Source organism: Kitasatospora sp. NPDC017646 (genome assembly GCF_044329365.1).
Lineage (GTDB): Bacteria > Actinomycetota > Actinomycetes > Streptomycetales > Streptomycetaceae > Kitasatospora.
In genome coordinates this window covers 522,918-546,757 of the sequence record NZ_JBIRJC010000003.1, presented here as the reverse complement: position 1 = coordinate 546,757, position 23,840 = coordinate 522,918, and the positions used below count along the sequence as shown (strand labels likewise).

Annotated in this window: 16 protein-coding genes; 12 read left to right on the top strand and 4 right to left on the bottom strand. The window is 73.6% G+C overall.

All coding sequences use genetic code 11. The features are described from left to right. Positions 1–27 precede the first annotated feature (27 nt). Together ACH4J0_RS08105 and ACH4J0_RS08100 are read left to right on the top strand one after the other, a co-directional pair. On the top strand, positions 28–9,327 hold the full coding sequence (locus tag ACH4J0_RS08105; RefSeq protein ID WP_396237417.1) for an amino acid adenylation domain-containing protein: 9,300 nt from the start codon (positions 28–30) through the stop codon (positions 9,325–9,327). Beyond that, the gene (locus ACH4J0_RS08100; protein ID WP_396237415.1) at positions 9,324–10,544 is read left to right on the top strand and encodes an MFS transporter; all 1,221 of its coding nucleotides are present in this window, start codon (positions 9,324–9,326) and stop codon (positions 10,542–10,544) included. The genes ACH4J0_RS08105 and ACH4J0_RS08100 overlap by 4 nt, the downstream gene beginning before the upstream one ends. A 65-nt stretch (positions 10,545–10,609) precedes the next feature. On the opposite strand, the gene ACH4J0_RS08095 is transcribed toward ACH4J0_RS08100, so the two are convergent. Further along, complete coding sequence (locus tag ACH4J0_RS08095) at positions 10,610–12,112, bottom strand: ArnT family glycosyltransferase (RefSeq protein WP_396237413.1); 1,503 nt, start codon at positions 12,110–12,112, stop codon at positions 10,610–10,612. A gap of 251 nt (positions 12,113–12,363) precedes the next feature. On the opposite strand from ACH4J0_RS08095, the gene ACH4J0_RS08090 reads away from it, so the two are divergent. From ACH4J0_RS08090 to ACH4J0_RS08080, 3 genes are all read left to right on the top strand, one after another. After that, complete coding sequence (locus ACH4J0_RS08090) at positions 12,364–12,495, top strand: hypothetical protein (RefSeq protein WP_396237411.1); 132 nt, start codon at positions 12,364–12,366, stop codon at positions 12,493–12,495. 215 nt (positions 12,496–12,710) lie between these two features. Further along, on the top strand, positions 12,711–13,493 hold the full coding sequence (locus ACH4J0_RS08085; RefSeq protein ID WP_396237409.1) for a DUF4232 domain-containing protein: 783 nt from the start codon (positions 12,711–12,713) through the stop codon (positions 13,491–13,493). A 99-nt stretch (positions 13,494–13,592) separates the two neighbouring features. Then, positions 13,593–14,807 carry a helix-turn-helix domain-containing protein gene (locus ACH4J0_RS08080; protein ID WP_396237407.1) on the top strand — a complete coding sequence of 405 codons (1,215 nt, stop codon included), beginning with the start codon at positions 13,593–13,595 and terminating at the stop codon, positions 14,805–14,807. An 82-nt stretch (positions 14,808–14,889) separates the two neighbouring features. On the opposite strand, the gene ACH4J0_RS08075 is transcribed toward ACH4J0_RS08080, so the two are convergent. The 3 genes from ACH4J0_RS08075 to ACH4J0_RS08065 all read right to left on the bottom strand — a co-directional run bounded on the left by ACH4J0_RS08075 (position 14,890) and on the right by ACH4J0_RS08065 (position 16,096). Beyond that, positions 14,890–15,078: a hypothetical protein gene (locus tag ACH4J0_RS08075; protein ID WP_396237405.1), complete on the bottom strand. Its 189-nt coding sequence runs from the start codon at positions 15,076–15,078 to the stop codon at positions 14,890–14,892. 223 nt (positions 15,079–15,301) lie between these two features. Beyond that, a complete protein-coding gene (locus ACH4J0_RS08070; RefSeq protein WP_396237403.1) occupies positions 15,302–15,769 on the bottom strand; it encodes a MarR family winged helix-turn-helix transcriptional regulator in 468 nt (155 codons plus the stop codon). Between the two features lie 120 nt (positions 15,770–15,889). Then, complete coding sequence (locus tag ACH4J0_RS08065) at positions 15,890–16,096, bottom strand: aldo/keto reductase (RefSeq protein WP_396237401.1); 207 nt, start codon at positions 16,094–16,096, stop codon at positions 15,890–15,892. Positions 16,097–16,427: 331 nt separating this feature from the next. On the opposite strand from ACH4J0_RS08065, the gene ACH4J0_RS08060 reads away from it, so the two are divergent. The 7 genes from ACH4J0_RS08060 (at position 16,428) to ACH4J0_RS08030 (ending at position 23,825) form a co-directional block, all read left to right on the top strand. Then, a complete protein-coding gene (locus tag ACH4J0_RS08060; RefSeq protein ID WP_396237399.1) occupies positions 16,428–16,643 on the top strand; it encodes a hypothetical protein in 216 nt (71 codons plus the stop codon). A 50-nt stretch (positions 16,644–16,693) separates the two neighbouring features. Further along, positions 16,694–18,037 carry an LLM class flavin-dependent oxidoreductase gene (locus ACH4J0_RS08055; RefSeq protein WP_396237397.1) on the top strand — a complete coding sequence of 448 codons (1,344 nt, stop codon included), beginning with the start codon at positions 16,694–16,696 and terminating at the stop codon, positions 18,035–18,037. Between the two features lie 81 nt (positions 18,038–18,118). Further along, on the top strand, positions 18,119–19,288 hold the full coding sequence (locus tag ACH4J0_RS08050) for a pyridoxal phosphate-dependent aminotransferase (protein ID WP_396237395.1): 1,170 nt from the start codon (positions 18,119–18,121) through the stop codon (positions 19,286–19,288). Next, positions 19,278–20,243, top strand: coding sequence for a 3-methyl-2-oxobutanoate hydroxymethyltransferase (locus ACH4J0_RS08045; RefSeq protein ID WP_396237393.1), 966 nt, complete (start codon positions 19,278–19,280; stop codon positions 20,241–20,243). The genes ACH4J0_RS08050 and ACH4J0_RS08045 overlap by 11 nt, the downstream gene beginning before the upstream one ends. Further along, positions 20,240–21,526, top strand: a complete 1,287-nt coding sequence (ectB, locus tag ACH4J0_RS08040; protein WP_396237391.1) for a diaminobutyrate--2-oxoglutarate transaminase — start codon at positions 20,240–20,242, stop codon at positions 21,524–21,526. Before ACH4J0_RS08045 ends, ectB begins: the two co-directional genes overlap by 4 nt. After that, on the top strand, positions 21,523–22,518 hold the full coding sequence (locus ACH4J0_RS08035; protein ID WP_396237389.1) for a diiron oxygenase: 996 nt from the start codon (positions 21,523–21,525) through the stop codon (positions 22,516–22,518). The genes ectB and ACH4J0_RS08035 overlap by 4 nt, the downstream gene beginning before the upstream one ends. Beyond that, a complete protein-coding gene (locus ACH4J0_RS08030) occupies positions 22,518–23,825 on the top strand; it encodes an MFS transporter (RefSeq protein WP_396237387.1) in 1,308 nt (435 codons plus the stop codon). The genes ACH4J0_RS08035 and ACH4J0_RS08030 overlap by 1 nt, the downstream gene beginning before the upstream one ends. Positions 23,826–23,840 lie beyond the last annotated feature (15 nt).

Genomic DNA, 23,840 nt, shown 5'->3' with positions numbered 1-23,840 from the left:
GCGCTTCTGACCATGGGAGAGAACAGCATGGAACTGCCCCCCGACGCGATGGACCGGCTGTCGGAGCTTCCCGACCACGTGCGGGAGCTGGTGATGCGCCAACTCGCCGGCGCGGCCGAACCGGTGGCCGAGGACCGGGCGATCAGGCCGGCGCCCCGGGACGGCGCGCTGCCGCTGTCGGCCGGCCAGCAGGGCCTGTGGTTCCTGGCCGAGCTGAACCCCGACAGCGTCGAGTACAACGCGCCGCGGGTGCTGCGGCTGACCGGCGAGCTGCGCGTCGAGGCGCTGCGCGCGGCCCTGGACGGCGTGGTCGCGCGGCACGAGGCGCTGCGCACCACGATCGGCGAGGTCGAGGGCCGCGGCATTCAGGTGGTGCACGAGTCCGGTCCGGTGCCGGTCGAGGTCGTCGACCTGTCCGGGCTGCCGGAGGCCGAGCGCGCGGCCGGACTCGACCGCTGCCTGGAGCGCGAGGGGTCCACCCCGTTCGACCTGCGCCGCGGGCCGCTGTTCCGGGTGTCGCTGGTGCGGCTCGCCGCGGACGAGCACGTGCTGGTGCTGGGCCTGCACCACATCGTCGGCGACGGCTGGTCGATCGGCATCCTGGTCGACGAACTCAACGCCCGGTACGCGGCGCAGGTGCGCGGCGAGCCGGTCGAACTGCCGGAACTTCCGGTGCAGTACGCCGACTTCGCGCTCTGGCAGCAGGAACGGCTGGCCGGCCCGGAGTTGGCCGGACAGGTCGACTACTGGCGGGAGCAGCTGGCCGGGCTGCCGCCGGTGGAGCTGCCGGCGGACCGACCGCGCCCGCCGGTGCTCGGCACCGCGGGCGCGGTGCACGAGATCGCGCTGCCCGAAGCGCTGGCCGGGCGGCTGACGGAACTCGGCGCACGCAGCGGCGCCACCCTGTTCATGACCCTGGTGGCGGCGAGCCAGCTGCTGTTCTCCCGCTACTCGGGGCAGCAGGACATCGCGGTGGGATCGGTGGCCCTGGGCCGTGGCCGGGCCGAACTGGACCACCTGATCGGCTACTTCAGCAACACCGTGGTGCTGCGCTCCCAGGTGGATGAGTCGCGCTCCTTCACCGAGTTCCTCGGCGACGTCCGCTCCACCGTGCTCGACGCCTTCGCCAACGACGAGGTCCCGTTCCAGCGGCTGGTCGACGTCTTGCGGCCGGAACGCGACCCGAGCCGGCCGCCGCTGGTGCAGGTGATGGTCAACCTCCAGGGCGCCGTGGACGGCACGGCCGAACTGCCGGGCCTGCGGGTCACCGAGGTCCCCCCGCCGATGCACGTGGCCAAGTTCGACGTGTCCTTCGACTTCTTCGAGCAGGACGGCGCGCTCACCGGGCTCATCGAGTACAGCACCGATCTGTTCGACCGTGCGACGATCGAGCGGATGAGCGGGCACCTGCTGACCCTGCTCGACGACATCGCCGCGCGCCCGGACGGGCCGATGCGGGATCTGGCCATCCTCACCGACGCCGAACTGCACCAGCTGAGCGTCGAGTTGAACGGACCCACGGTGGAATTCGGCCCCTCCCGGTGCGTGCACCAGCTGTTCGACGAGCAGGCCGCGCTGACCCCCGACGCGGTGGCGGTGAGCTGCGCGGGCGAGCGGCTGACCTTCGCCGGGCTGGCCGCCCGGGCCAACCGGCTGGCGCACCACCTGATGGACCTGGGCGCCGGTCCGGGGACGCTGGTCGGGGTGTGCGTCGAGCGCGGCGTGGACGCGATGCTCGCGCTGCTCGGCGTGATGAAGACCGGCGCGGCGTTCGTACCGCTCGACCCGGACTACCCGGCGCAGCGCCTCAGCATGATGCTGGAGGACGCCGCCGCACCGCTGGTGGTCACCCAGACCACGGTGCTGGACCGGGTCGCCGGGCACGAGGCGACCGTGGTGTGCCTCGACCGCGACCGGGCGGCGATCGACGCCCGGCCGGACACGGCGCCGGAGTCCGGGGCGGGCGTGGACGACCTCGTCTACGTGATCTACACCTCCGGCACGACCGGCCGGCCCAAGGGCGTGCAGATCAGCCACCGCAACGTGCACCACATCCTGCGCTCCTGGAACGCCCGCTACGGGCTGGACGGGATCCGCGGCCGGGCGCTGTGCGTGGCCAGCTTCGGCGTCGACCTCTTCCTCGGCGACTTCCTGTTCTCCGCGCTCTTCGGCGGCGAGATGGTGGTGTGCCCGGCGGAGGTGGTGACCGACCCGCCCGCGCTGGCCGACCTGATCGCCGAGGTCCGGCCGCAGATCCTGGCCACCACCCCGTCGCTGGCCCGGGCGATCAGCACCGAGCTGGCCTGGCGGGGCGGCGGCGGCCTGGAGTCGGTGCGGCTGCTCTCGCTGGGCGCCGAGGGATGGCTGGCGGAGGACGCTGCCAACCTGCTCGAACACATCGGCCCCGACACCCTGGCGGTCAACGCGTACGGCGCGACCGAGACGACCATCGACTCCACCGTGTTCGCGCTGGGCGACGACCCGGTCGCGCCCTCGGCGTTCGTCCCGATCGGCAAGCCGATGGTCAACACCAGCGTGTACGTGGTGGACCCGCTGGGCCGCCCGGTGCCGGTCGGGGTGCCCGGCGAGCTCTTCATCGGCGGCGGCGGCATCGCCCAGGGGTACTGGAACCGGCCCGAGCTGAGCACCGAGCGGTTCCCCCACGACGTCCTCGGGCCGGGCACCGGCCGGTTCTACCGCACCGGCGACGTGGTCCGCTGGCGCGGCGACGGCAACCTGGAGTACCTCGGCCGGGTGGACGACCAGGTCAAGATCCGCGGCTTCCGGGTGGAGCTCGGCGAGGTGGAGACCGCGCTGACCCGCCACCCCGAGGTGGCCACCGCGGCGGCGGTCGCCCGTCGGGGCGACTCCGGCCACACCAGGCTGTTCGCCTACGTGGTGCCGGCCGGCGAGAAGACGCCCGACCCGGCCGAACTGCGCGCCTTCCTGGCCGCCAACCTCCCGAGCCAGGCCGTGCCCTCGGCGATCGCCGTCCTCGACGCCCTGCCGATGACCCCGAACGGGACGCTGGACCGGCGCGCCCTGCCCGTGGTGGAGGAGCCGGAGACCGATCCGTCCCGCCGGGTCGCACCACGCACCCCGGTGGAGGCCCTGCTCGTCGACGTCTGGGCGAAGGCGCTGGGCCTGGATCCCGACCGGATCGGCGTCGAGGACAACTTCTTCAACCTCGGCGGAGACTCGATCCTCAGCCTCCAGGTGGTGTCCCTCGCCCGCCGGTCCAACCTCCGGCTGACCACCAGGCAGATGTTCCTGCGCCAGACCATCGCCGAACTGGCCGTCGAGGTCACCGAGGTGGGCTCGTCCGGCGTCGAGCGGGGCCCGGTGACCGGGCCGGTGCCGCTGACGCCCGTGCAGCACTGGTACTTCGAGGAGTTCCCCGACGCGCCGGGCCACTTCAACCAGTCCCTGTTCCTCGAGCTGGACGCCGAGGTCGACGCCGACGCGCTGCGGGCGGCGTTCGCCGCCGTGCTCGACCACCACGACGTGTTGCGCATCCGGGCCGAGCGGGTCGGCGGGACGTGGCGCCAGCGCAACGAGGCCGCGGCGGACGGCGGCGCGGGCGACTCGGTCTTCGAGACGGTCGACCTGTCCGGGCTCGACGACGCCGCCCGGGACGAGGCGCTGCGCGCGGCGATCACCGCGGCGCAGACCGGCTTCGACGTCCGCACCGGCCGGCTGTTCAAGGGAGTGCTGTTCACCCTCGGCGGCGACCGGGCCCCCCGGCTGTTCCTCGCCGCGCACCACTACGTCGTCGACGCCGTCTCCTGGCGGGTCATCCTGGCCGACCTGGACACCGGGCACCGGCAGGCGGCGCGCGGGGAGCGAGTCGACCTGGGCGCGAGGTCCACGTCCTTCCAGGACTGGTCGCACCGCCTCAACGGCCTGGTGGCCGACGGCGGGTTCGACGCGGAAATGGCGTACTGGGCCAGGGTCGAGAAGGCCACCGTGGACGCGGCCGTGCTGCCGGTGGACCTCCACGGCGACAACACCGCCGGCTCCACGCGCACACTGACCCGGCGGCTGAGCGCCGAGCTCACCGACGCGCTGCTGCGCAAGGTCCCGGAGGCGTACCGGACGCAGGTCAACGACGTTCTGCTCTGCGCCCTCGCCAGGGTGCTGGGCGACTGGGCCGGCGGCACCGTGCCGGTCGAGCTGGAGGGCCACGGGCGCGAGGACCTGTTCGCCGACGTCGACCTCTCGCGCACCGTCGGCTGGTTCACCACGGTGTTCCCGGTGGCGCTGGAGCTGCCCGCGGGCGGCGACTGGGGCGCCACCCTGAAGGCGGTCAAGGAGCAGCTGCGCGCCATGCCGTCCCGCGGTCTGGGCTACGGCGCCCTGCGCTACCTCGGCGAGCCGGGCGCCCTGGGCCGGGGCCGGCAGTGCCAGGTCGGGTTCAACTACCACGGCCGCTTCGACGCCGACACGGGCGACACCGGGCTGTTCCGGGGCTGGTGCGAGAACCCGGTGCCCGACCGGAGCCCCGAGCAGGCCCGGCAGTGCCTGATCGAGGTCACCGGCATGATCCGGGACGGCGAGCTGGAGTTCGGCTGGGAGTACTCCGCGAACGTCCACCACGAGGAGACCGTCGCCCGGCTGGCCGAGGCCTTCCTCGCGGCGCTGGAGCAGATCGTCGAGCACTGCGCCCTGCCCGGCGCCGGCGGGTGCACCCCCTCGGACTTCCCGCTGGCCCCGCTGGACCAGGCGGCGGTGGACCGGATCGCCGGTGACGGCCGGACGGTGGAGGACGTCTACCCGCTCACCCCGATGCAGAGCGGCATGCTGTTCCACTCGCTCGACGGCGGCGACGGCGACATGTACCTCACCCACTTCGCCGCGGTGCTGGACGGGGTGGACGACCCGGTCCGGCTGGCCGAGGCGTTCCAGCGCGTGGTGGACCGGACCCCGGTCCTGCGCACGGCCGTGGTCGGGGCCGACGTGGACGTCCCGCTCCAGGTCGTCCGGCGCGGCGTGCGGCTGCCCGTCACCCACCTGGACTGGAGCGGGCTGTCCGAGCAGGCGCGGGAGGAGCGGTCGCGCTCGCTCTGGGAGAGCCTGCCCGCGCTGCGACTCGACCTGGCCGAGGCGCCGCTGATGCGGCTGACCATCGCCCGGCTGGCGGGCGCGAGCGTCCAGGTGTTCTGGTCCTCGCACCACCTGTTGCTGGACGGGTGGAGCTTCGCCGACGTGCTGGCCCAGGTGTTCGAGGAACACGCGGCGCTGAGCGGCGTGCCGACCCCGGCGCCGAAGCCGCGCCGCCCGTTCCGCGACTACCTGCAGTGGCTGTCCGAGCAGGACGACGCCGCCGCCGAGGCGCACTGGCGCCGCACCATGGCGGGCTTCACGGCGGCCACGCCGCTGCCGTTCGACCGGGCGCCGCTGACCGCGCACGACTCGCGCTCCTCGCGGGACGTGAACCTGCGGTTGCCCGCCGAACGCTCGCGCCGGCTCTACGAGTTCGCCAAGGCGTCCCGGCTGACGGTGAACACCGTGGTGCAGGGCGCCTGGGCGCTGCTGCTCGCGCGGCACAGCGGCGAGCAGGACGTGTGCTTCGGCGCGACGGTGTCCGGCCGGCCCGCGGAACTCGCGGGCGCGGACGAGATCGTCGGCCTGTTCATCAACACCCTGCCCGTGCGGACCACCGTGGACGACGGCCTCGACCTGGTGTCCTGGCTGCGGCGGATGCAGGACGAGCAGGTCGAGGCCCGGCAGTTCGAGTACGTGTCGCTGGCGCAGGTGCGCGCCTGGAGCGAAGTGCCGCGGGACTCGGGCCTGTTCGACAGCCTCGTGATCTTCGAGAGCTTCCCGTACGACCGGGACGCCGCCGCCCGGCACGGGCTCGCGGTGCGCGAGAGCACCGGCGCGGAGGAGACCAACTACGCGCTGACGCTCACCGCCTACACCACCGAGGAGCTGCACCTGCGGATCGGCTACGACCCGGGTCTGTTCGACCCGGACACCGTGGAGCGGATCGCCGGACGCCTGGTGACGCTGCTGGACGCCTTCGCCGACCATGCCCAGGACCCGGTCGCCCGGGTGCCCGTGCTGCCCGCCGACGAACGGGCCGTCGTGCTGCGGGACTGGAACGCCACCTCCCGGCCGACGGGGAAGGCCACCACCGTCGATCTGTTCGAGCGGCAGGCCGCGGCCACCCCGGAGGGCATCGCCCTGGTGCACGGGAACACCGTGCTGGACTACGCCGAGCTGGACGCCCGGGCGAACCGGCTCGCCCACCACCTGGTGGCGCTGGGGCTCGGCCCCGAGCAGGTCGTCGCCCTGGCCTGCCCGCGGACGCACGAGTTGCTGGTGGCCATGCTGGCGGTGCTGAAGACCGGCGCCGCCTACCTGCCGCTCGACCTGGACCACCCGCGCGAACGCCTCGCGTACACGGTGCGCGACGCGGCCCCGGTGCTGGCGCTGACCGGCGGCGAGGCCGTACCCGGCCTGCCAGGGAACACGCCGTCCCTCTCTCTCACCGACCCCGCCCTGGCGGCCGCGCTGGCCGCCCACCCGGCGACCAAGCCGGACCTCCCCGTCCAGCCGGGCCCGCAGAACGCCGCCTACCTGCTCTACACCTCCGGCTCCACCGGCACCCCGAAGGGCGTGGTGGTGACCCGGGGCAACCTGCGCAACTTCGTGCTGGACATGCGGGACCGGACCGCGATGGCCCCCGGCGACCGGCTGCTGGCCGTGACCACCGTCGGGTTCGACATCGCGCACCTGGAGCTGTTCGTTCCGTTGGCCGCCGGGGCGACGGTGGTGCTGGCGGACAAGGAGCTGGTGCGCGACCCGGAGGAGCTGCGCCGGGTGGTCCACGACCAGGGCGTCACGATGGTGCAGGCGACGCCGAGCCTGTGGCGCGGCGTGGTCGAGGGCGCCCCGGACGTGCTCGCCCGGATCCGGGTGCTCGTCGGCGGCGAGGCGCTGCCCGCGGACCTGGCCGAGGCCCTGACCGCCGGCTCGCCGTCGGTGACGAACGTGTACGGGCCGACCGAGACCACGATCTGGTCGACGGCGGCGCGGCTGGCACGCGGCGCGAACGGTGCGCCGCCGATCGGCCGGCCGATCGCCAACACCCGGGTGTACGTGCTCGACGCCGGTCTCCAGCCGGTGCCGCCCGGCGTGCCCGGTGAGCTGTACATCGCCGGTGACGGCGTGGCGCGCGGCTACTCCGGCCGGCCGTCGCTGACCGCCGGCCGGTTCGTGGCCGACCCCTTCGGGCCGTCCGGGGCGCGGATGTACCGCACCGGCGACGTGGTCCGGTGGCGGGCCGACGGGGAGCTGGAGTTCGTCGGCCGGGTCGACGACCAGGTCAAGATCAGGGGCTTCCGGATCGAGCTCGGCGAGATCGAGACGGTGCTGGGCACCCACCCCGAGGTGGGCTCGGCCGTCGTGGTGGCGCGCGAGGACCGGCCGGGCGACCGGCGGCTGGTGGCGTACGTCGTGCCGACAGGGGAGGAGCCGCCTACGGCCGCGGACCTGAGGGCGCACCTGGAGCGGTACCTGCCCGGGTACATGGTGCCCGCGGCATTCGTCGTGGCGGACGCCTTCCCGTTGACGCCCAGCGGGAAGATCGACCGGCGGGCGCTGCCGGCACCCGGCGCGGTGGCCGACACCGACGCGCCGCGGGTCGCGCCGCGCGACGGGGCGGAGGCCGCGCTGGCCGCGATCTGGGCGGAGGTGCTCGGCCGGCCGGTCGACGGGATCGACGTCACCGGCGACTTCTTCGAGCTGGGTGGCGACTCGGTGCTGAGCGTCCAGGTGGTCTACCGGGCCCGGCGGGCCGGGTGGCACCTGGTGCCGAAGGACCTGTTCTCGTACCCGACCGTCGAACGCCTGGCGCGGGTGGCCGAGCGGGTGGCCGTCCCTGGGCAGGGGGAGGTCCCCGCGCGGGCGGACCTCTCCGAGCAGGCGCACGTCCCCGCGCAGGAAGCGGGGGTCGACGCATCCGGGCCGGCGGCGGGCGCGGCCGTCAGCCAGGAGTACCTGGCCGCCCGGCTCGCCGAGTTGGCGCGCGCCCACCGGGTGCCGGGCGCGCAGCTCGCCGTGCGCCACGCGGGCCGGCTGGTCGTCGTCGGGGCCGGGGAGCGGGTGGCGGGCAGCGGCCTGCCGGTCACCGCGGACACCGTGTTCCCGATCGCCTCGCTCACCAAGCCGGTGACCGCGCTGCTGGTGCAGCAGCTGGCGGCCGACGGACGCCTTGACCTGGACGCCCCGATCGGCGCGTACCTGCCCGAGCTCTCCGCCGCGAGCCCGGTCGGGCGGGTGACCGCGCGACAGGTGCTCAGCCACACCGGCGGGCTGGTCGCCGCGATCGACGAGAGGGTGCCGAGCGCGGACCGGCGCGCGTGGGTCGAGCGGCACTGCGACGAGAGCGCCGTGACGCACCGGCCGGGCACCGTCTTCTCCTACTCCGACGTCGGCTACGTGCTCGCCGGCCGGCTGGTCGAGGTGCTGACCGGCCTGGACTGGCGGACGGCCGTGGAGTCGACGCTGCTGCGCCCGCTCGGGATCACGGCGGCCTACAACGGTCAGTGGGGCGGTCGGCCGGTGGCGCAGGGACACGTGGTGCTGGACCGGGTGCTGCCCGTGCCCGAGCAGTCCTTCACCCCGATCGACGACCCCGCCGCGGCACTGGCGGCCGGGGCGGGCGACCTGGTGCGGCTGGCGGGCGTGCACGCCCGGGCAGCGTCCGGCGCGCACGACCGGGCCGTGTCCGGTGTGCTCGACCCCGCGGCCGCCGCCGCGATGCTCCGCGACCGGACCGGCGGCCTCGCCGTCGGGCCGTTCGGCCTCGCCGACGGCTGGGGGCTCGGCTGGGCCGTGTACCGCGGCGCGGACGGTGACTGGAACGGGCACGACGGCAGCGGCGACGGCACCTGGTCCCACCTGCGCTTCGACCCGGCCACCGGGACGGCGGTGGCGCTCGTCACCAACGCGAGCACCGGGGCACGGCTGTGGGAGGACCTCCTCGCCGAACTCCGCGCGGCCGGGCTCGACGTGGCCAACCACTCCATGCGGGCGCTGTCCGAACCGGGGGAGCCGGTCGCCGGGCCGGCCGAGTGCGCGGGGCACTACGCCAACGGCGACTGGGACTGCGCGGTCGAGGCGCACCCCGAAGGGCTCGTCCTGTCCGTCGGGCAGGGGCCGCGCTCGGCGTTGACCTGCTACCCGGACCTGCGGTTCACCACCGAGGGCGGCGGGGTCCCGGACACGGGCCGGTTCGTCCGCGATCCGGAGACGGGCCGGGTCGGGCTGCTCCAGCTCGCCGGGCGACTGCTGCGGCGGACCGGGGCGATGACGGGATGACCACCGAGGTGGAGGCCGGTTCCGTGCCGCCGTTGTCGCGGAACCGGAACTACCACGTGCTGTGGGGCAGTCAGCTGGTGTCCGAACTGGTCAGCCAGCTGTGCCTGATCGCGTTCCCGCTGATGGTGCTGGCGGCGACCGGCTCCGTTCCTGAGATGGGGGCCGTCGCCGCCGTCATCGCGGTGGCGCACATGGCGGCCAACGTGCCGGCGGGCGTGCTGGTGGACCGCCTGGACCGCAAGCGGGTCATGCTGGTGTGCCAGTGCGTGCGCGCGGTGGCGATGGCGGGCCTGGCGCTCGCGCTCTTCTCGGGCCGCTTCTCCCTGCCGCTCGTCCTGGCGCTCGCGGCCGCGGAGGGTCTGCTGGGCGCGGCCTTCGACCCGGCCGAGCACGCGGCGCTGCCGCAGGTCGTGCACGAGACGCAGCTGTCGCGGGCGGTCGCGCGCAACACCGCGCGCCGCTACATCGCCACCCTGCTGGGGCCGGCGGGGGCGGGCTTCCTGTTCGCCGTCGACCCGACGGCCCCGTTCGCGGTCGCCGCCGTGCTGCTGGTGGCGTCCTGCGCCGGGCTGTGCTTCCTGCGCCTGCCCCGGTCCGTGCCGGAAGCGGACGGCGAGGGGGAAGGCATGCTGGGCGGCGGCTTCCGGTGGGTGCTGGGGCACCGGGTGATCCGGCCGATGCTGGGCTGGCTGATGTGCTGCGAGCTGGTCATCTCCGCCCTGATCATCACCGTGCTGGCGCTGTCCGGAGAAGGCGACCTGGCCCCCGGCGACCTGGGCGTGATGATGACCGGGTTCGGCATCGGCGGCCTGCTGGGCGCGGCGGTCGCGGGCCGGCTGCACGCGGCCCTGCCCGCCTCCGCGGTCATCCTGGGGTTCCCCTGGATGTGCTCGGCGCTGACGCTGCTCCTGGCGCTGGTGCCCACCGGCGTGCTGACCGGCGTGGTGCTCGGCGGGATCGCGTTCCTGATCCCCACCGCGTTCACGACGGTGATGACCTACCAGCTCGCCGAGGCGCCCGACGAGCTGCGCGGCAGGCTGAGCGGCATCGTCGGGCTCTTCGTGGGTGGCGCCGGTGCGCTCGGGCCATTGGTGGGCGGGCTGCTGATGGCGGACGGGAACAGCCGCGGGAGCCTGCTGGTCTGGTCCGCCTGCCTGGCCGTCGTGGCCGTGGGCACCACCCTCAGCCCCGCCCTGCGGAGGTTTCCCGCGCAGTAGCGGGACGAGCACCGCGGCCCCTCACCGGCTTCACAGCCGGTGAGGGGCCGCGGTGCTTCCCGGGCCTACGTCAACGAGCAGCCCTTCTTGCTCTCGGCGGTGACGGCCTCGGCCGTGTACGGGCAACTGAAGCCGATCCAGCGGAGCTTGGTCCACAGCTGGGCCCACGGCTCCTGGGGACCGCGGCACACCAGGAACCCGGTGTTCCGGTCGGCCACGGGCAGATCCGTCACGAACGTGCCGCTGGGCTCGCAGCTCGTGAACAGGGCGCTGAACGAGTTCCGGTCCACGCCGACCGCGATGACCACGGTCTTGTCGTCGGTGGGCGTCCCGAAGTCGGCGTAGGAGTTGTGGCCGCTGTAGACGCGCGGGAGACCGCGCTCCGGGCCGTACCGGTCCAGGGCGCCTGCCAGGCCGTAGTGGTTGGCGTAGACGACGGCGTGCGCGCGGTCCTCCGGGGACAGCGACCGGTCGACGGCGGCGACCTGGTCGGCCAGTTGGGGCCAGGCGGCCTGGTCGAGCTGGAAGACGCCCAGCTCCTTCAGCACCGGGTTCGACCCGTAGACCGCGATCGGCAGTACCGGGAGCATGAGCACCACCGACATCAGCGCGTTGGCCACCAGGGCGGTGCCGGCCAGCCCGCGGCGGAAGGCGGTCCTCGCCCAGTCCACCACCACGACGGAGCCCGCGGCCAGCAGCACCAGCGGGAGGCCGCCGGTGTACTCGGGCTTCCCGCCGATGGCGAGCAGCAGCACGCACAGGAACAGGAAGGCGACGCCGACCGGCCGGAACGCGCGCCACTGCGCGCGACGCAGCAGGGCGACCAGCCCGGCGATCCACACCGGGGTCAGGAACAGGCCGATCAGCAGCACCTGGAACGGTACGAAGGCGACCCGGGAGTCGTCCCCCAGGGCGATCTTCAGTGCGTCGCTCATCTCCAGCGCGGGCCAGTGGTGGGCGATCTGCCACACCACGGCCTGTATCCCGGTCACCGCGGCGATCCCGGCGCCCGCCCACAGGTGCCGACTGCGCAGGACGGCCCTCGGACCCACCGTCAGCACGCCCACCAGCAGGGAGAGCAACAGCAGGACGACGAGGTTCTTGGCGAGCAGGCCCACGGCGGTGACCGCGCCGAGGGCGAGCCAGAGCCGGGTGTCCTCGGTGCGCAGCAGGCGGACCATCAGCCAGCTGACCACGACCCAGGTGAGGAGGTCGGGCCCGTTGGTGGTCAGCACGTGCCCGGAGTTGAGCAGGACGACCGACCCGCCCGTCGCGGCAGCGGCGAAGAGCTGGGCGCCGCGCCCGCCGCCGAGTTCACGGGCGATGAGGCCGGTCACCCACACTGCCAGGCAGGCCATCAGCGCCGGTGCCACGCGCAGCCCGACCAGGGTGTCGCCAAACATCGTGGTCTCCGCCCTGGCGATCAGCGAGACCAGCGGGGGCTGGTCGTCGTACCCCCAGGCCAGGTGCGCCCCGGACGCCCGGTTGTACAGCTCGTCGACGTGGTACCCGTGCCGCCAGGACACGGCCAGCAGCAGCGCCCCCACACCGGCGGTGACGGCGAGCAACGGCCGCCTGTACAGCGCCGGAACCGTCGCTAAGCGGTCCCGGGACGGGGCAGAGGAAACTTCGGTCGTGGTCGCCACGTGTCCACACTCTTTCTGTGCGAGGGTTCGGCCATGCGGATTGTCTCGGCCGTACCGCGGGCGGGCGAGCAGGTTGACTCGTGGGAGAAGGACGGGTTCCCGGGGGCGGGGGCTCGGGTGCGTCCATGGATTTCGCGACACCCGGTGAAGTGTTGACGCGACTGAGGATCCTGATGCTCTGTCGATCACGCAGACAGATCAGGGGTGTCATCCCCGCAGCCCGCCACCTCGCCTCCGCAGAACCCGTCCTCGACGCCGTCGCCACCCTGCGCCTCGGCGGCGACCCCACCTCCCCGCACCTCTGACCCGGCCCGGACAGGAGCGTCGGCGTTCCGGACGGGCGTTCCAGGGGTGGGGGAAAGGGCAGGTCAGAGGGGGTGGAAGCGTTCCAGCGTGCCGGATCGGGTGGTGGGGGTGGTGGGCGGGACGGGGAGCGGGCAGGGTGGTGGTCGGCAGGCGCCGTCGGTGGCGCCGGATGCCTCTTCCTCCTCCTGTTCCTTCGTTCCTACGGGGATGCGTCATGTCTGTTCGTCGTGCAGTTCTCTTTCCGGCCGTGTTCGTCGGGGCCGTCCTCGCCCTGACCGCCTGCGGGCCCGAGGAGGCGTCGGGCGGGGCGCAGCCCGGGCCGCAGACCTCGGCGACGGCGGCCCCGGCCGGCGGGGCTCCGAGTGCCGGCGGGGCTCCGAGCGCCGGTGCGGCCGGGGGTGGTGCGGCGGGGGGTGGTGCGGCGGTCCCTACCCGTTCCGGAGGTGCCGCGTCAGCGCCGCCGGCGGGCAAGCCGAGCGGCAAGCCTGCGGGCGGTGCGTCCCAGGGCGGCGGTGCGGACGGTGACGCCTACGCCTACGGCCACCCGTGCGAGAGCGCGAACCTGGCGGTGCGGGTCACCACCCGCCCCGGGGCGGGCAGTCAGCGGGTGATCGAGGTGCGCAACCAGGGGCCGCGCTCCTGCGGGCTGAGCTACTACCCGAGGGTCAGTCTGGGCGACTCGCACGCCCCCGACCACAGCCAGGACATCAGGCCGCTGGTGCCCGGCGGGCTCGGTGGCCCGCCCGCCGTCCCGCTCGCGGCCGGGCAGACGAGCTACGCGGTGATCGACCTCGACCCCAGCGGCGCCGCCACCGGCACCGCGGCCGGGATCGACGAGCTGAACGTGCTGGCGGACGGCGACCACATGCCCAACGCCGACACCCGGAACTTCCCGCTCGGCCCCGGCGCGAAGGTCCTCGAGCCGAGGCTCGGCCTGTACCGGAACAGCGTCGCGGAGGCGGCCGAGTCCATGGCCTCCGCCGACATGCCCTCCTGAGCCGCCGTGCCGCCCGGGGGGTCCTGGAGCCGGAACCTGTACCGTGAGCTGCGCGTTCGGCGGGGAGCCGGGCCGGACCGCGGTGCGGGGGAGGAAGACATGGGCGTGGAGACCGACGAGTTCGCCGGGATGCTGAGGGAACTGAAGGAGCGTTCGGGCCGCAGCTACGGCGCGCTCGCCACCCGGCTGCACGTCAGCACATCCACGCTGCACCGCTACTGCAACGGGGCTGCCGTGCCCGCCGAGTACGCGCCGGTGGAGCGGTTCGCGCGGGCGTGCGGGGCGAGGGACGAGGAACTGGTCGAGCTGCACCGCCGGTGGATCGTGGCGGACGCGGCGCGGCGGCGGGAGCCGGGGCCGGGTGCCCGGGTGGCGGAGCCGGAAGCTCGGCGGGAGGAGCCGGAGTCGGAGCCGGAGTCGGAGCCGGAGCCTCGGCCGGTGGAGGTGGTGGCCGCCGCTCCGGCCGGAGCGGGACGGCGGCGGAGCAGGGTGCTGCTCAGTGCGGTTGCCGTGGTCGGGCTGGCGGCGGCGGTGCCGGTGTTCCTGCTGCACGGGGTGGCCAAGCCGGCCGCCGATCCGACGGTGGTTGCCACCCTCCCCACCACCACGGTTCCCACCACGGCGGTGGCCGCTGCGCCGGCGGCGGCCTCGGCGACTGCGACCCCCAGCTCTCCGTCGGAGGACGAGACTTCCGCGCCCTTCCACGTCAACGTCCTGACCGACAACTGGGGCAGCCCCTGCGACCGGTGGTTCCTCTCCGCTCGCGCCCCGGGCGAGGTGGCCCCGGCGCCGGACACCGCCGAAGCCACCGACAGCTGGGCGGCCGGACTGCACGGCGTCCCCGCCGGGCACCTGCGGCTGCAACTGACCGCCCAGGGCGCCGACGCCACGCCCGTCGTGCTGCACGCCGCGTACATCCAGGTCGTGGGCACCCAGCCGGCCCCCAAGTGGAACGCCTACACCCCGGGCTCCGGCTGCGGCGGCGGCCTCGAACCGGCGTCCTTCGCGGTGGACCTCGACGCGCCCGCGCCCCGGGCCGTCCCGGTGCCGGGGCTGACGGACGAGGGCAAGACCGTCACCTCGAACTTCCCGTACCGCGTCTCCGCCACCGACCCCCAGGTCCTCGACATCGACGCGACCACCAAGTCCCAGGACGTCTCCTGGTACCTGTACTTGCTCTGGAGCAGCGGCGACCGCCAGGGCAAGCTCCGCGTCGACGACCACGGCCGGCCCTTCCGCACCGCCGGCCTGCACGGCGCCCCGGCGTACTTCCACGACGGAAGGGCCTGGACCCGCACCCAGCCCGACGAGTGACCGCCGGCGCGGGCGCACCCGGCCGCGCTGTGCCCCCGTCCGGGTGGACCGGGGGCACAGCGAGGGGCCCGGGCGGCAGGCGTCAGGCGGCCGGGGTGAGGAAGGCGTCGGTGCGGGTGAGGGTGACGCCGAGGCGGTGGAAGGCGTCGATGGCGGCGTGGTGGCCGGAGGCGGAGAGGGCGGCGAGGGTGTTGTCGACGGCGGTCGCGGGCAGGTGAGCCCCGGTGCCGAGGATGCCGACGAACGACGCGTGCTCCTGCGCTGTCTGCATGATCGATACAGTATCAGTGTCCTGACTCACATCAATGGCTTAGTTGGTATCGCGATATTAGTGAGTAGGTGAGTTCTTGGATGTGTGCAGAGCTTGAGATGACCGGTATGCCGCAGGGGGGAGGCACGGGAGCGGACGCGGGAAGGGCCGCCCTCTCGCCCCGGGTGGTGATCGGGCGTCCAGGGGCGGCCTTCCGTCCGGTCCGGTGCTGGTGTCGCGCTGGTCAGTCGGTCTTGCGCAGCGCCGCCGCCGAGCGCTCCAGCATTTCGCGCAGCTGGGTCTGCTCGGTCTCGTCGAAGGCGTCGGTGAGTCGCTGCTCGACGCCGCGGGCCAGTGTGTCGGCCTTCTTCGCCAAGGCGCGGCCGGTCCGGGTGAGCTTGGCCACGAGGACCTTCTGGTGCACGCTCGAGGTCTCCCGGGTGATGAGGCCCTTGTTCTCCAGGTTGGTGAGGATCGTCGTCATGGTCTGCGGCGTGACCATGCACTCCCGGGCCAGCTGGGCCCCGGACATTCCCGAGGACTGCTGGAGCGCAAGAAGGGTCACGTATTGAGGAACCGTCAGGTCGACGGTGCGTAGCGCCCGGGTCTTCTCACTGATCAGCGCCTGCTCCGCGCGCTTGATGGCATGGCCCAAGCGGTCGCGGAAGTCGAGCGGCGCCGAGGTCGGCTGGTCGGAACTGCTTTCGGTCACAGTGATCGCATCCCTGACTGCCCCCTTCTATGGATCATTCGGACTTTACGGTACATCAGTGGGCTGATCAGTCGCTACGCACGAACTGATTCGAGCCAACCGGGTCGGCGTCCGGGGCGGTCACCGCCGCCACGGCGCGCCGCAGCAGCGAGTGGAACACCACCACCACCGCCGGGAACGAGCGGCCAGGGCGCCCCAGCTCTCCGCGAGCGGGACCCCCGGGTCGACCCGGTGCAGGTAGTGGAGGTCGATCCGGTCGGTGCTCAGCCGCCGCAGCGAGCCCTCCACCGCGGCGCGCAGGTGCTCGGGCCGGCCGCCGGCGGCCACCTGTACCGAGCCGAGGCGGGACTCGGGACCGGCCGACGGGGGCGGTTGTTTGACGTTCCGTCACTGCTCGCCGCTTCGGGTGCCCGGTGCCCGGTCCCCTCGACACCCGAGGGGGCCGGGCACCGCCGCGTTCCCCGGCCCCGGACGCGCCTGGACCGAGCCCTGGCGCAAGCCCCTTCTGGACTCCTTCTGATCGCCTTTCGACGTTCGGGCGCCGATCGAGGTCGCGTGGAAGGTTGTTGGAAAGCGCACCGGACTGGACTGTTCCCAGCCGGGGCCGCCCGGCGGGACGACCCGGGGCCACACCCGGAAGCACATGGGGGAGAGCGCAATGACGAAGACCCGGATCCTGACCCGCACCGTGCTCGGCCTGGCCGCCGGCGCGATGGCGGTCCTCGCGGTCGCCGGCACGGTCGGCGAGCCGGGCGACGACACCCACTGGGGCCTGGCGCGGACGACGGCCGACACCCACTGGGGCCGGACGGCGCAGCCCTCCGACGACACCCACTGGGGCGTGACCGGGGAGACGCCCGCGCTCGGCGCATGAGCGGCCCGGAGGGTCGGCACCGATCGTCAACCGACAGGGAGGGAAAGGTCATGGGCGGGACACGACGGATGATGAAGCTGGGGGCCTTCATGCTCGTCCCCGGGTACCACGTCGCCTCCTGGCGGCACCCGGCGGCGCGCGCGGACGGCGGCCTGGACTTCAGCCACTACCGGGACCTGGTGCGCACCGCCGAGCGCGCCAAGTTCGACATGTTCTTCGTCGCGGACGGCGTCGGCATCCGCACGCCGTACCAGGACGCGGACGAGCTCAGCCGCTGGGGCCGGTTCCTGCAGTTCGACCCGATCACCCTGCTCTCCGCCCTGTCGGTGTCCACCGAGCGGATCGGGCTGGCCGCGACCGCCTCCACGACCTACAACGAGCCGTTCCACCTGGCCCGCAAGTTCGCCTCGATCGACCACCTCAGCGCCGGGCGGGCGGCCTGGAACATCGTCACCTCGGTGACCGACGCCGAGGCCCGCAACTTCAACCGGGACTCCCAGCCGGACCACGCCGCCCGCTACCACCGGGCCCGCGAGTTCATGGAGGTGGTCACCGGGCTGTGGGACAGCTGGGAGGACGACGCCTTCCTCTACGACAAGGACGGCGGGCGCTTCTTCCAGCCCGAGAAGCTGCACGTCCTGGACCACAAGGGCGAGCACTTCTCGGTCGCCGGGCCGCTCAACGTCGCCCGCCCGCCGCAGGGCTACCCGGTGCTGGTCCAGGCCGGCGCCTCCGCCGACGGCCAGGACTTCGCGGCCCAGTGGGCCGAGGTGATCTTCACCGCCAGCCAGACGTTGGAGGAGGGCCGGGCCTTCTACCGGGCGATGGGCGAACAGGTCCGCGGCCACGGGCGCGACCCGGAGCAGGTGAAGATCATGCCGGGGCTGTTCCCGGTGGTCGGCCGCACCCGCGCCGAGGCCGAGGACAAGTACGCCGTTCTCCAGGAACTGGTCGACCCGGTGGTCGGGTTCGGCCTGCTCACCCAGCTGCTGGGCGACGTCGACGTCTCGGGCTGCCCGGTGGACGGCCCGCTGCCCGAACTGCCCGAGACCCAGGGCAGCACCAGCCGGCAGCGGTTGGTCTACGACAAGGCGCGCCGCGAGGGGCTGACCATCAAGCAGCTCTACCAGTCCGTCTCCGGCGGCCGCGGCCACCGGGTGTTGATCGGCACCCCGACGGAGATCGCGGACGCGATGGAGGAGTGGTTCACCGGCGGGGCGGCCGACGGCTACAACGTCATGCCGCCGGTCCTGCCCGACGGCCTGACGGACTTCGCCGACCTCGTCGTCCCCGAGTTGCAGCGCCGGGGCCTGTTCCGCACCGAGTACGAGGGCACGACGCTGCGCGACCACCTCGGGCTGGACCGCCCCGCCCACGGCGCCGCCCGCAGCTGATCCGCGACCGACCCGCAACTGTCGTACCGGAGCAGCTCCCTGAACGACGTCCGCCATCCGAGAAGCGAGGAGCACCCGAGCATGCCGTCACTGGCGCGAGACCTCAGAGAGATCCCACCCTCACCCCTGGTCCGGGTGGAGGAACTGCTCAGCCGCAGCGGCGACCTGGCCCCGATCGGCCTGCACCAGGGCAAGACGGTGTTCGAGCCCTGTGCCCGCCCCCGGCCGTGGAGCCCCGCGGAGTTCGCCACCGCCTCCCACCAGCACGGCCCGCCCGGCGGCGTCCGGCAGCTGCGCGAGGCCTTCGCCGAGCACCTGTCGGCCCGCCGCGGCAGCCCGGTCGAGCCCGCGCAGGTGCTGGTCAGCAACGGCGGCACCCACGCCATCTCGGTCGTCCTGCACGCGATCCTGAACCAGGGCGACGAGGTGCTGGTGCTGTCCCCGCAGTGGCTGTTCGCCACCGGCCTGGTGTGGGCGGCCGGCGGAGTGCCGCGCGAGGTGCCGGTCTTCCTGGAGCTCAGCGCCGACCCGGGCTTCGACTTCGTCGCGGTGATCGAGCGGGCGGTGACCGACCGCACCCGCGCGATCTACTTCAACAACCCCAACAACCCGACCGGCTACCGGCTGACCGACGCCCAGCTCGAAGCGCTCACCGCCCTGGCCGAGCGGCACGACCTGTGGCTGATCGCCGACAACGCCTACGAGAACTACGACTTCACCCGGGCCGGCTTCACCGACCCGGCGACCGTCGGGCGGGCCGCCGAGCGCACCTTCTCGGTGTACAGCTGCAGCAAGACCTACGCGATGCCGGGCGTGCGGGTGGGCTTCCTGGTCTCGCCGCCCGGGCTGGCCGAGCCGCTGACCAAGTGGTCCCTGCACTCGCTCTACTCGGTCTCCAGCGCCGCCCAGTTCGCCGCGTACGAGGCGCTGCGCACCCCGGCCGAGGAACTGACCCGGCGCCGTGACCGGGCCGCCGCGGCCTGGTGGCTCACCGACTCCAAGCTGGAGGTCCCGCACACCGCGGTCTCCGGCGGTCTGTACACCTTCCTGGACCTGGCCGCGTACGGCGACGGCGAGCAGTTCGTCCGCCGCTGCGCCGAGCTGGGCGTAGGACTGGCCCCCGGCCGGGTGTTCGGCGCCCACTGCGGCGACTGGGCCCGGCTCTGCTTCACCGCCGCGTCGCCGCAGCTGGTGGCGGAGGCGATCGACCGCATCAACAAGATCTATGGGGAGGGCATCGATGAGCACTGAGACGGTGGTCCTGGAGCATTCCGGCATCGCTCCGTTCCTGCGCCGCTACGACGCTCCGGCGCGCGTCGGCCTCAAGGTCAACGCCTACCGGGGCTACGAGGTGGAGGGCCTGGCCCGGGCGCTGGAGGCGCCCGAGCTGGCCGACTGCCCGCTGGAGTGCGTGATGGTCGGCGACTCCTACTTCATGACCCACCTGGGCCGCCCGAGCACCGTGCTGGCGGACGGCGCCGAGCGCGAGTGGGCGCTGGCCACGCTGGTCGGGCTGGTGGCGGAGGTGCGCAAGGCGCTCGACGCCTCCTTCCCCGCCCACCGCCGCCCCTTCCTGCTGGCCGACCTGCCGGACGGCGCGACCGCGAGCCCCGCCGCCGCCCTCGCCGCCGGCGAGCGCTTCCGGGCGGCCGGCGCCGACGCGGTGAAGGTCGAGCTGGCCGGCGACGGCGACCTGGACTGCCTGGAGGCGCTCGCGCTGACCGGCGGCACCACCCTCGGCCACCTCGGCTACACCCCGCAGCGCGGCGAGCTGAGCCGGCACGGCGACAGCGTCGAGGGCGCCGAGCAGATGTTCGCCCAGGCCCGCCGGGTGCGGGACGCGGGCGCGGCCGGCCTGATCGTCGAGATGGTCAGCGAGCCCGTCAACCAGGCGCTCAGCCGCCCGGACCGGCACGGGATCCCGCTGTACTCGGTGTTCAGCGGCCGGGCCGAGTGGGGCGGGCAGAGCCTCAACATCTGGGACGCGGTGGTCCGTCCGGCCCGCGGTGGCCGGTTCTTCCCGCCGACCGCGGTGATCGAGGCCGCCGACGCGCCCACCGCCTACACCCCGGAACTGATCGCGGACCGGATGCGGGAGCTGATCGGGCTCACCCTGGACGGCGGCTTCCCGCTCTCGCCGCGCACCGCCCTGACCCCCGAGGAGACCGTACGGATCTCCGCGACCGAGCCCTGGAGCGCCCGATGACGACGACCACCCCTTCCGGTACGGCGGTGTTCGACCAGCTGGAGTCCGAGATCCGCACCTACTGCCGGCGCTTCCCGGCGGTCTTCACCCGGGCGAGCGGGCACCGGATGTGGGACGAGGACGGCCGCGAGTACCTGGACTTCCTGTCCGGCGCGGGCGCGCTGAACTACGGTCACAACCCCGCCGCCGCCCGCCAGGCCCTGGTGGACTACCTGCTCGCCGACGGCCCGGTGCACGGGCTGGACCTGCACACCGGCGCCAAGCGCCGCTTCCTGGAGCGCTTCCAGGAAGTCGTGCTCGCCCCGCGCGGTCTCTCGTACCGGGTCCAGTTCACCGGCCCGACCGGCACCAACGCGATCGAGTCCGCGTTCAAGACGGTCCGCAGGGTCACCGGGCGCACCGGCATCATCGCCTTCACCGGCGGCTTCCACGGGCTCTCGCTGGGCGCCCTCGCCGCCTCGGCCACCGCGTTCAAGCGCGAGGCGGCCGGAGTCCCGCTGGGCAACGTGGTGCGGATGCCGTACGAGGGCTTCGCGGGCGAGGGCGTCGACACCATCGACTACCTGACCCGGATGCTGGACGACCCGGGCAGCGGCATCGACAAGCCCGCGGCCTTCGTGGTGGAGACCGTGCAGGGCGAGGGCGGCCTGAACACCGCGAGCCCGGAGTGGCTGCGCCGGCTGGCGCAGCTGGCCCGGGAGCGCGACATCCTGCTGATCGTCGACGACATCCAGGCCGGCTGCGGCCGGACCGGCACCTTCTTCAGTTTCGAGGAGTCCGGGATCACCCCGGACCTGGTGTGCCTGTCCAAGTCGATCAGCGGGTACGGGCTGCCGATGGCGCTGGTGCTGGTCAAGCCGGAGCTGGACCAGCTCGGGCCGGGCGAGCACAGCGGCACCTTCCGGGGCAACAACCTGGCCTTCGTCACCGCCGCCGCCTGCCTGGACCACTGGGCCGACCCGGCCTTCGCCGAGGGCCTGGCCGAGCGGGTCAAGGTGTTGGACGGCCTGCTGGCCGACCTCGCCCGCCGGTTCGCCGCGCTCGGCTGCACCCCGCGCGGGCGGGGCCTGATCCGCGGCCTCGGCTTCACCGACCCGGCCCTGGCCGACAAGGTGTCCCGCGCCGCGTTCGCCGCCGGACTGCTGGTGGAGACCACCGGCGCGCGCGGCCAGGTGCTCAAGATCATGCCGCCGATCGTGCTGGCCGAGGACCGGCTGGTGCACGGCATCACCCTGCTCGCCGACGTCATCGACGCGGTTTCCCGCAAGGAGGAGGACCGTTGACCGATCTGCTGCCCGACACCGAGGCCCCCGACGCCACGTTCGAGGACGGGCACGAGCACGCGCACGGCATCGACGAGTCGGTGCTGCGCCGGCTCGCCAACTCCTGGCCGCGCCGGGCCACCGTCCGCACCGACCTGGACAAGGTCACCGACCCCGACCCGGCCGAGTACGACGCCGCGCTGCCCGACTACCCCGAGCGGCTGCTGCCCTTCGCCGAGCACCCGCTGTGGCTGGCCGCCACCCCGGAGCAGCGGCAGACCGTGCAGACGCTTGCCTGGCTGGTCTACAACGAGCGGGTCATCGCGGCCGAGGAGTACGTCGCCAACCCGACCTTCGCGATGATCATGCACGGGGTCTTCCCCGGCGCCGACGGCGTGCACACCAAGCGGGCGGTGCAGCAGACCCACGTCGACGAGGTCTGGCACACCTACATGCACATGGTCGCCATGCAGCGCACCCGGGAGCTGCGGGAGGTGACCGCCGAGCCGGCCTACCCGCATACGGTTACCTACCGCCGGCTGCTGGAGGCCGAGGCCAAGGTGTCCGAGAAGTGGGAGCGCGACCTGCTCAAGCTGGTCTGGACGACCGTCTCGGAGATCAGCGTCAACGCCTACCTGGAGCTGCTCTCCCGGGACGAGACCGTCCAGCCGCTGCACGCCCTGGTGCCCCGGCTGCACGCCCGGGACGAGTCCGCCCACTCCTCCGTCATGGTCGAGGTGGCCAAGGGCCTGTACACCCACCTGAACAAGGAGCAGCAGCGGGCCTTCGTGAACGCCCTGCCCGAGGCCCTCAACGCCTTCGTCGCCCAGGACTTCGCGGTCTGGCCGGGCATCCTGAAGCACGCCGGGTTCGAGAAGGCCGACGAGATCGTGGCGGACTGCCGGCAGGCGGCGGGCCACAACCTGCTGGTGCGCGACTTCTCCGGGATCCGCCGGATCGTGCGCGAGATGGAGCTGACCGAGCTGGTCGACTTCGACCTCGGGGCCGAGTGATGCGGCGGCCGGTCGGTCTGCGGGAGCTCTCCGCCGAAGGGCGCCGACTGGCCCTGGCCGCGCTCGTCCAGTCCCTGGGCATCGGCCTGTTCACCGCCAGCTCGATCGCCTGGTTCACCCGGCACGTCGGGCTGACCGCCAACCAGGTGGCGACCGGCCTGGCGGTGGCCGGCGCCGCCGCCCTGGCCGGCTCGCTGCTGGCCGGGGTGCTCGCCGACCGGCACGGCGCCCGGCGGGTGCTCGCCACCGTGTACGCCGGGCGCGGACTGTGCTTCCTCGCCTTCGCGTTCGTGACGGACCTCTGGCAGTACCTGCTGGTCACCCTGTTCTCGGTGGCCTTCGACCGGGCAGGGCCTCCGGTGCTCCAGGCACTGGTCGCCGCGGCGCTGCCCGAGCAGCGCGACCGCAGCAGGCTGCTCGGCCTGGTCAACGTGGTGCGCAACATCGGCCTGGGGCTGGGCGCGATGGCCGGCGGGGTGACGCTCACCCTGGACACCGTCGAGGCCTACCGGATCACCATGGTGCTGATCACTGCGGCCTTCCTCGGCGGCGCCGTCCTGGTGCTACGGGTGCCCGCCCCGGCCCGGCCGGCCGCCGCCGTGCACCGCCCCGGCGTCGCCCCCCGGGCCTTGCCGGACCGGCACTACCTGGCCCTGACCGGCCTGAACTTCCTGCTCTCCTTCTTCGACGTGCTGCTGCTGGTCGCCATGCCGGTCTGGGTGCTGGACCACACCAGCGCGCCGCACGCGATGGTGTCGGTGCTGTACGCGCTCAACACCGTCCTGGTGGTGGTCGCCCAGCTGCCGGTGAGCCGACTGGCCGACGAGGTGCGGCGCAGCAGCCGGATGCTGCTGTGGGGCGGGGCGGCGCTGGCCGCCTGCAGCCTGTGCTTCGCGACGGCGGGCGCGGTGCACGGCGGGGCGTCGATCGCGCTGCTCGTGCTGGCGATCGTGGCGCTGTCGGTGGGCGAGGTGGTCAGCACCTCGGCCACCTGGAACCTGTCGATCGTGCTGGCCCCGCCCGAGGCGCGCGGCCGCTATCTGGCGGTCTTCGGCCTCGGCCTGGCCGGCCAGCGGGTGCTCGGGCCGGTGGTGGTCACCGGGCTGCTGCTCGGCTCCGGCGCCGTCGGCTGGATCGGCGCGGCCGCGGTCTTCGCGCTGACCGGCGCGGCGGCCGAGCGGGTCGCGCTCGCCGGGCACGCCCGGCTCCCCTCCGCGGAGCCCGAATCGACCAGGGCCTCTCCGGCGGACCGTGCCGGGCACGCGGATCCGCGGGACAGGCCCGCACCTGAAGTGACGACGACCTGATGGAAGCGAACGGAG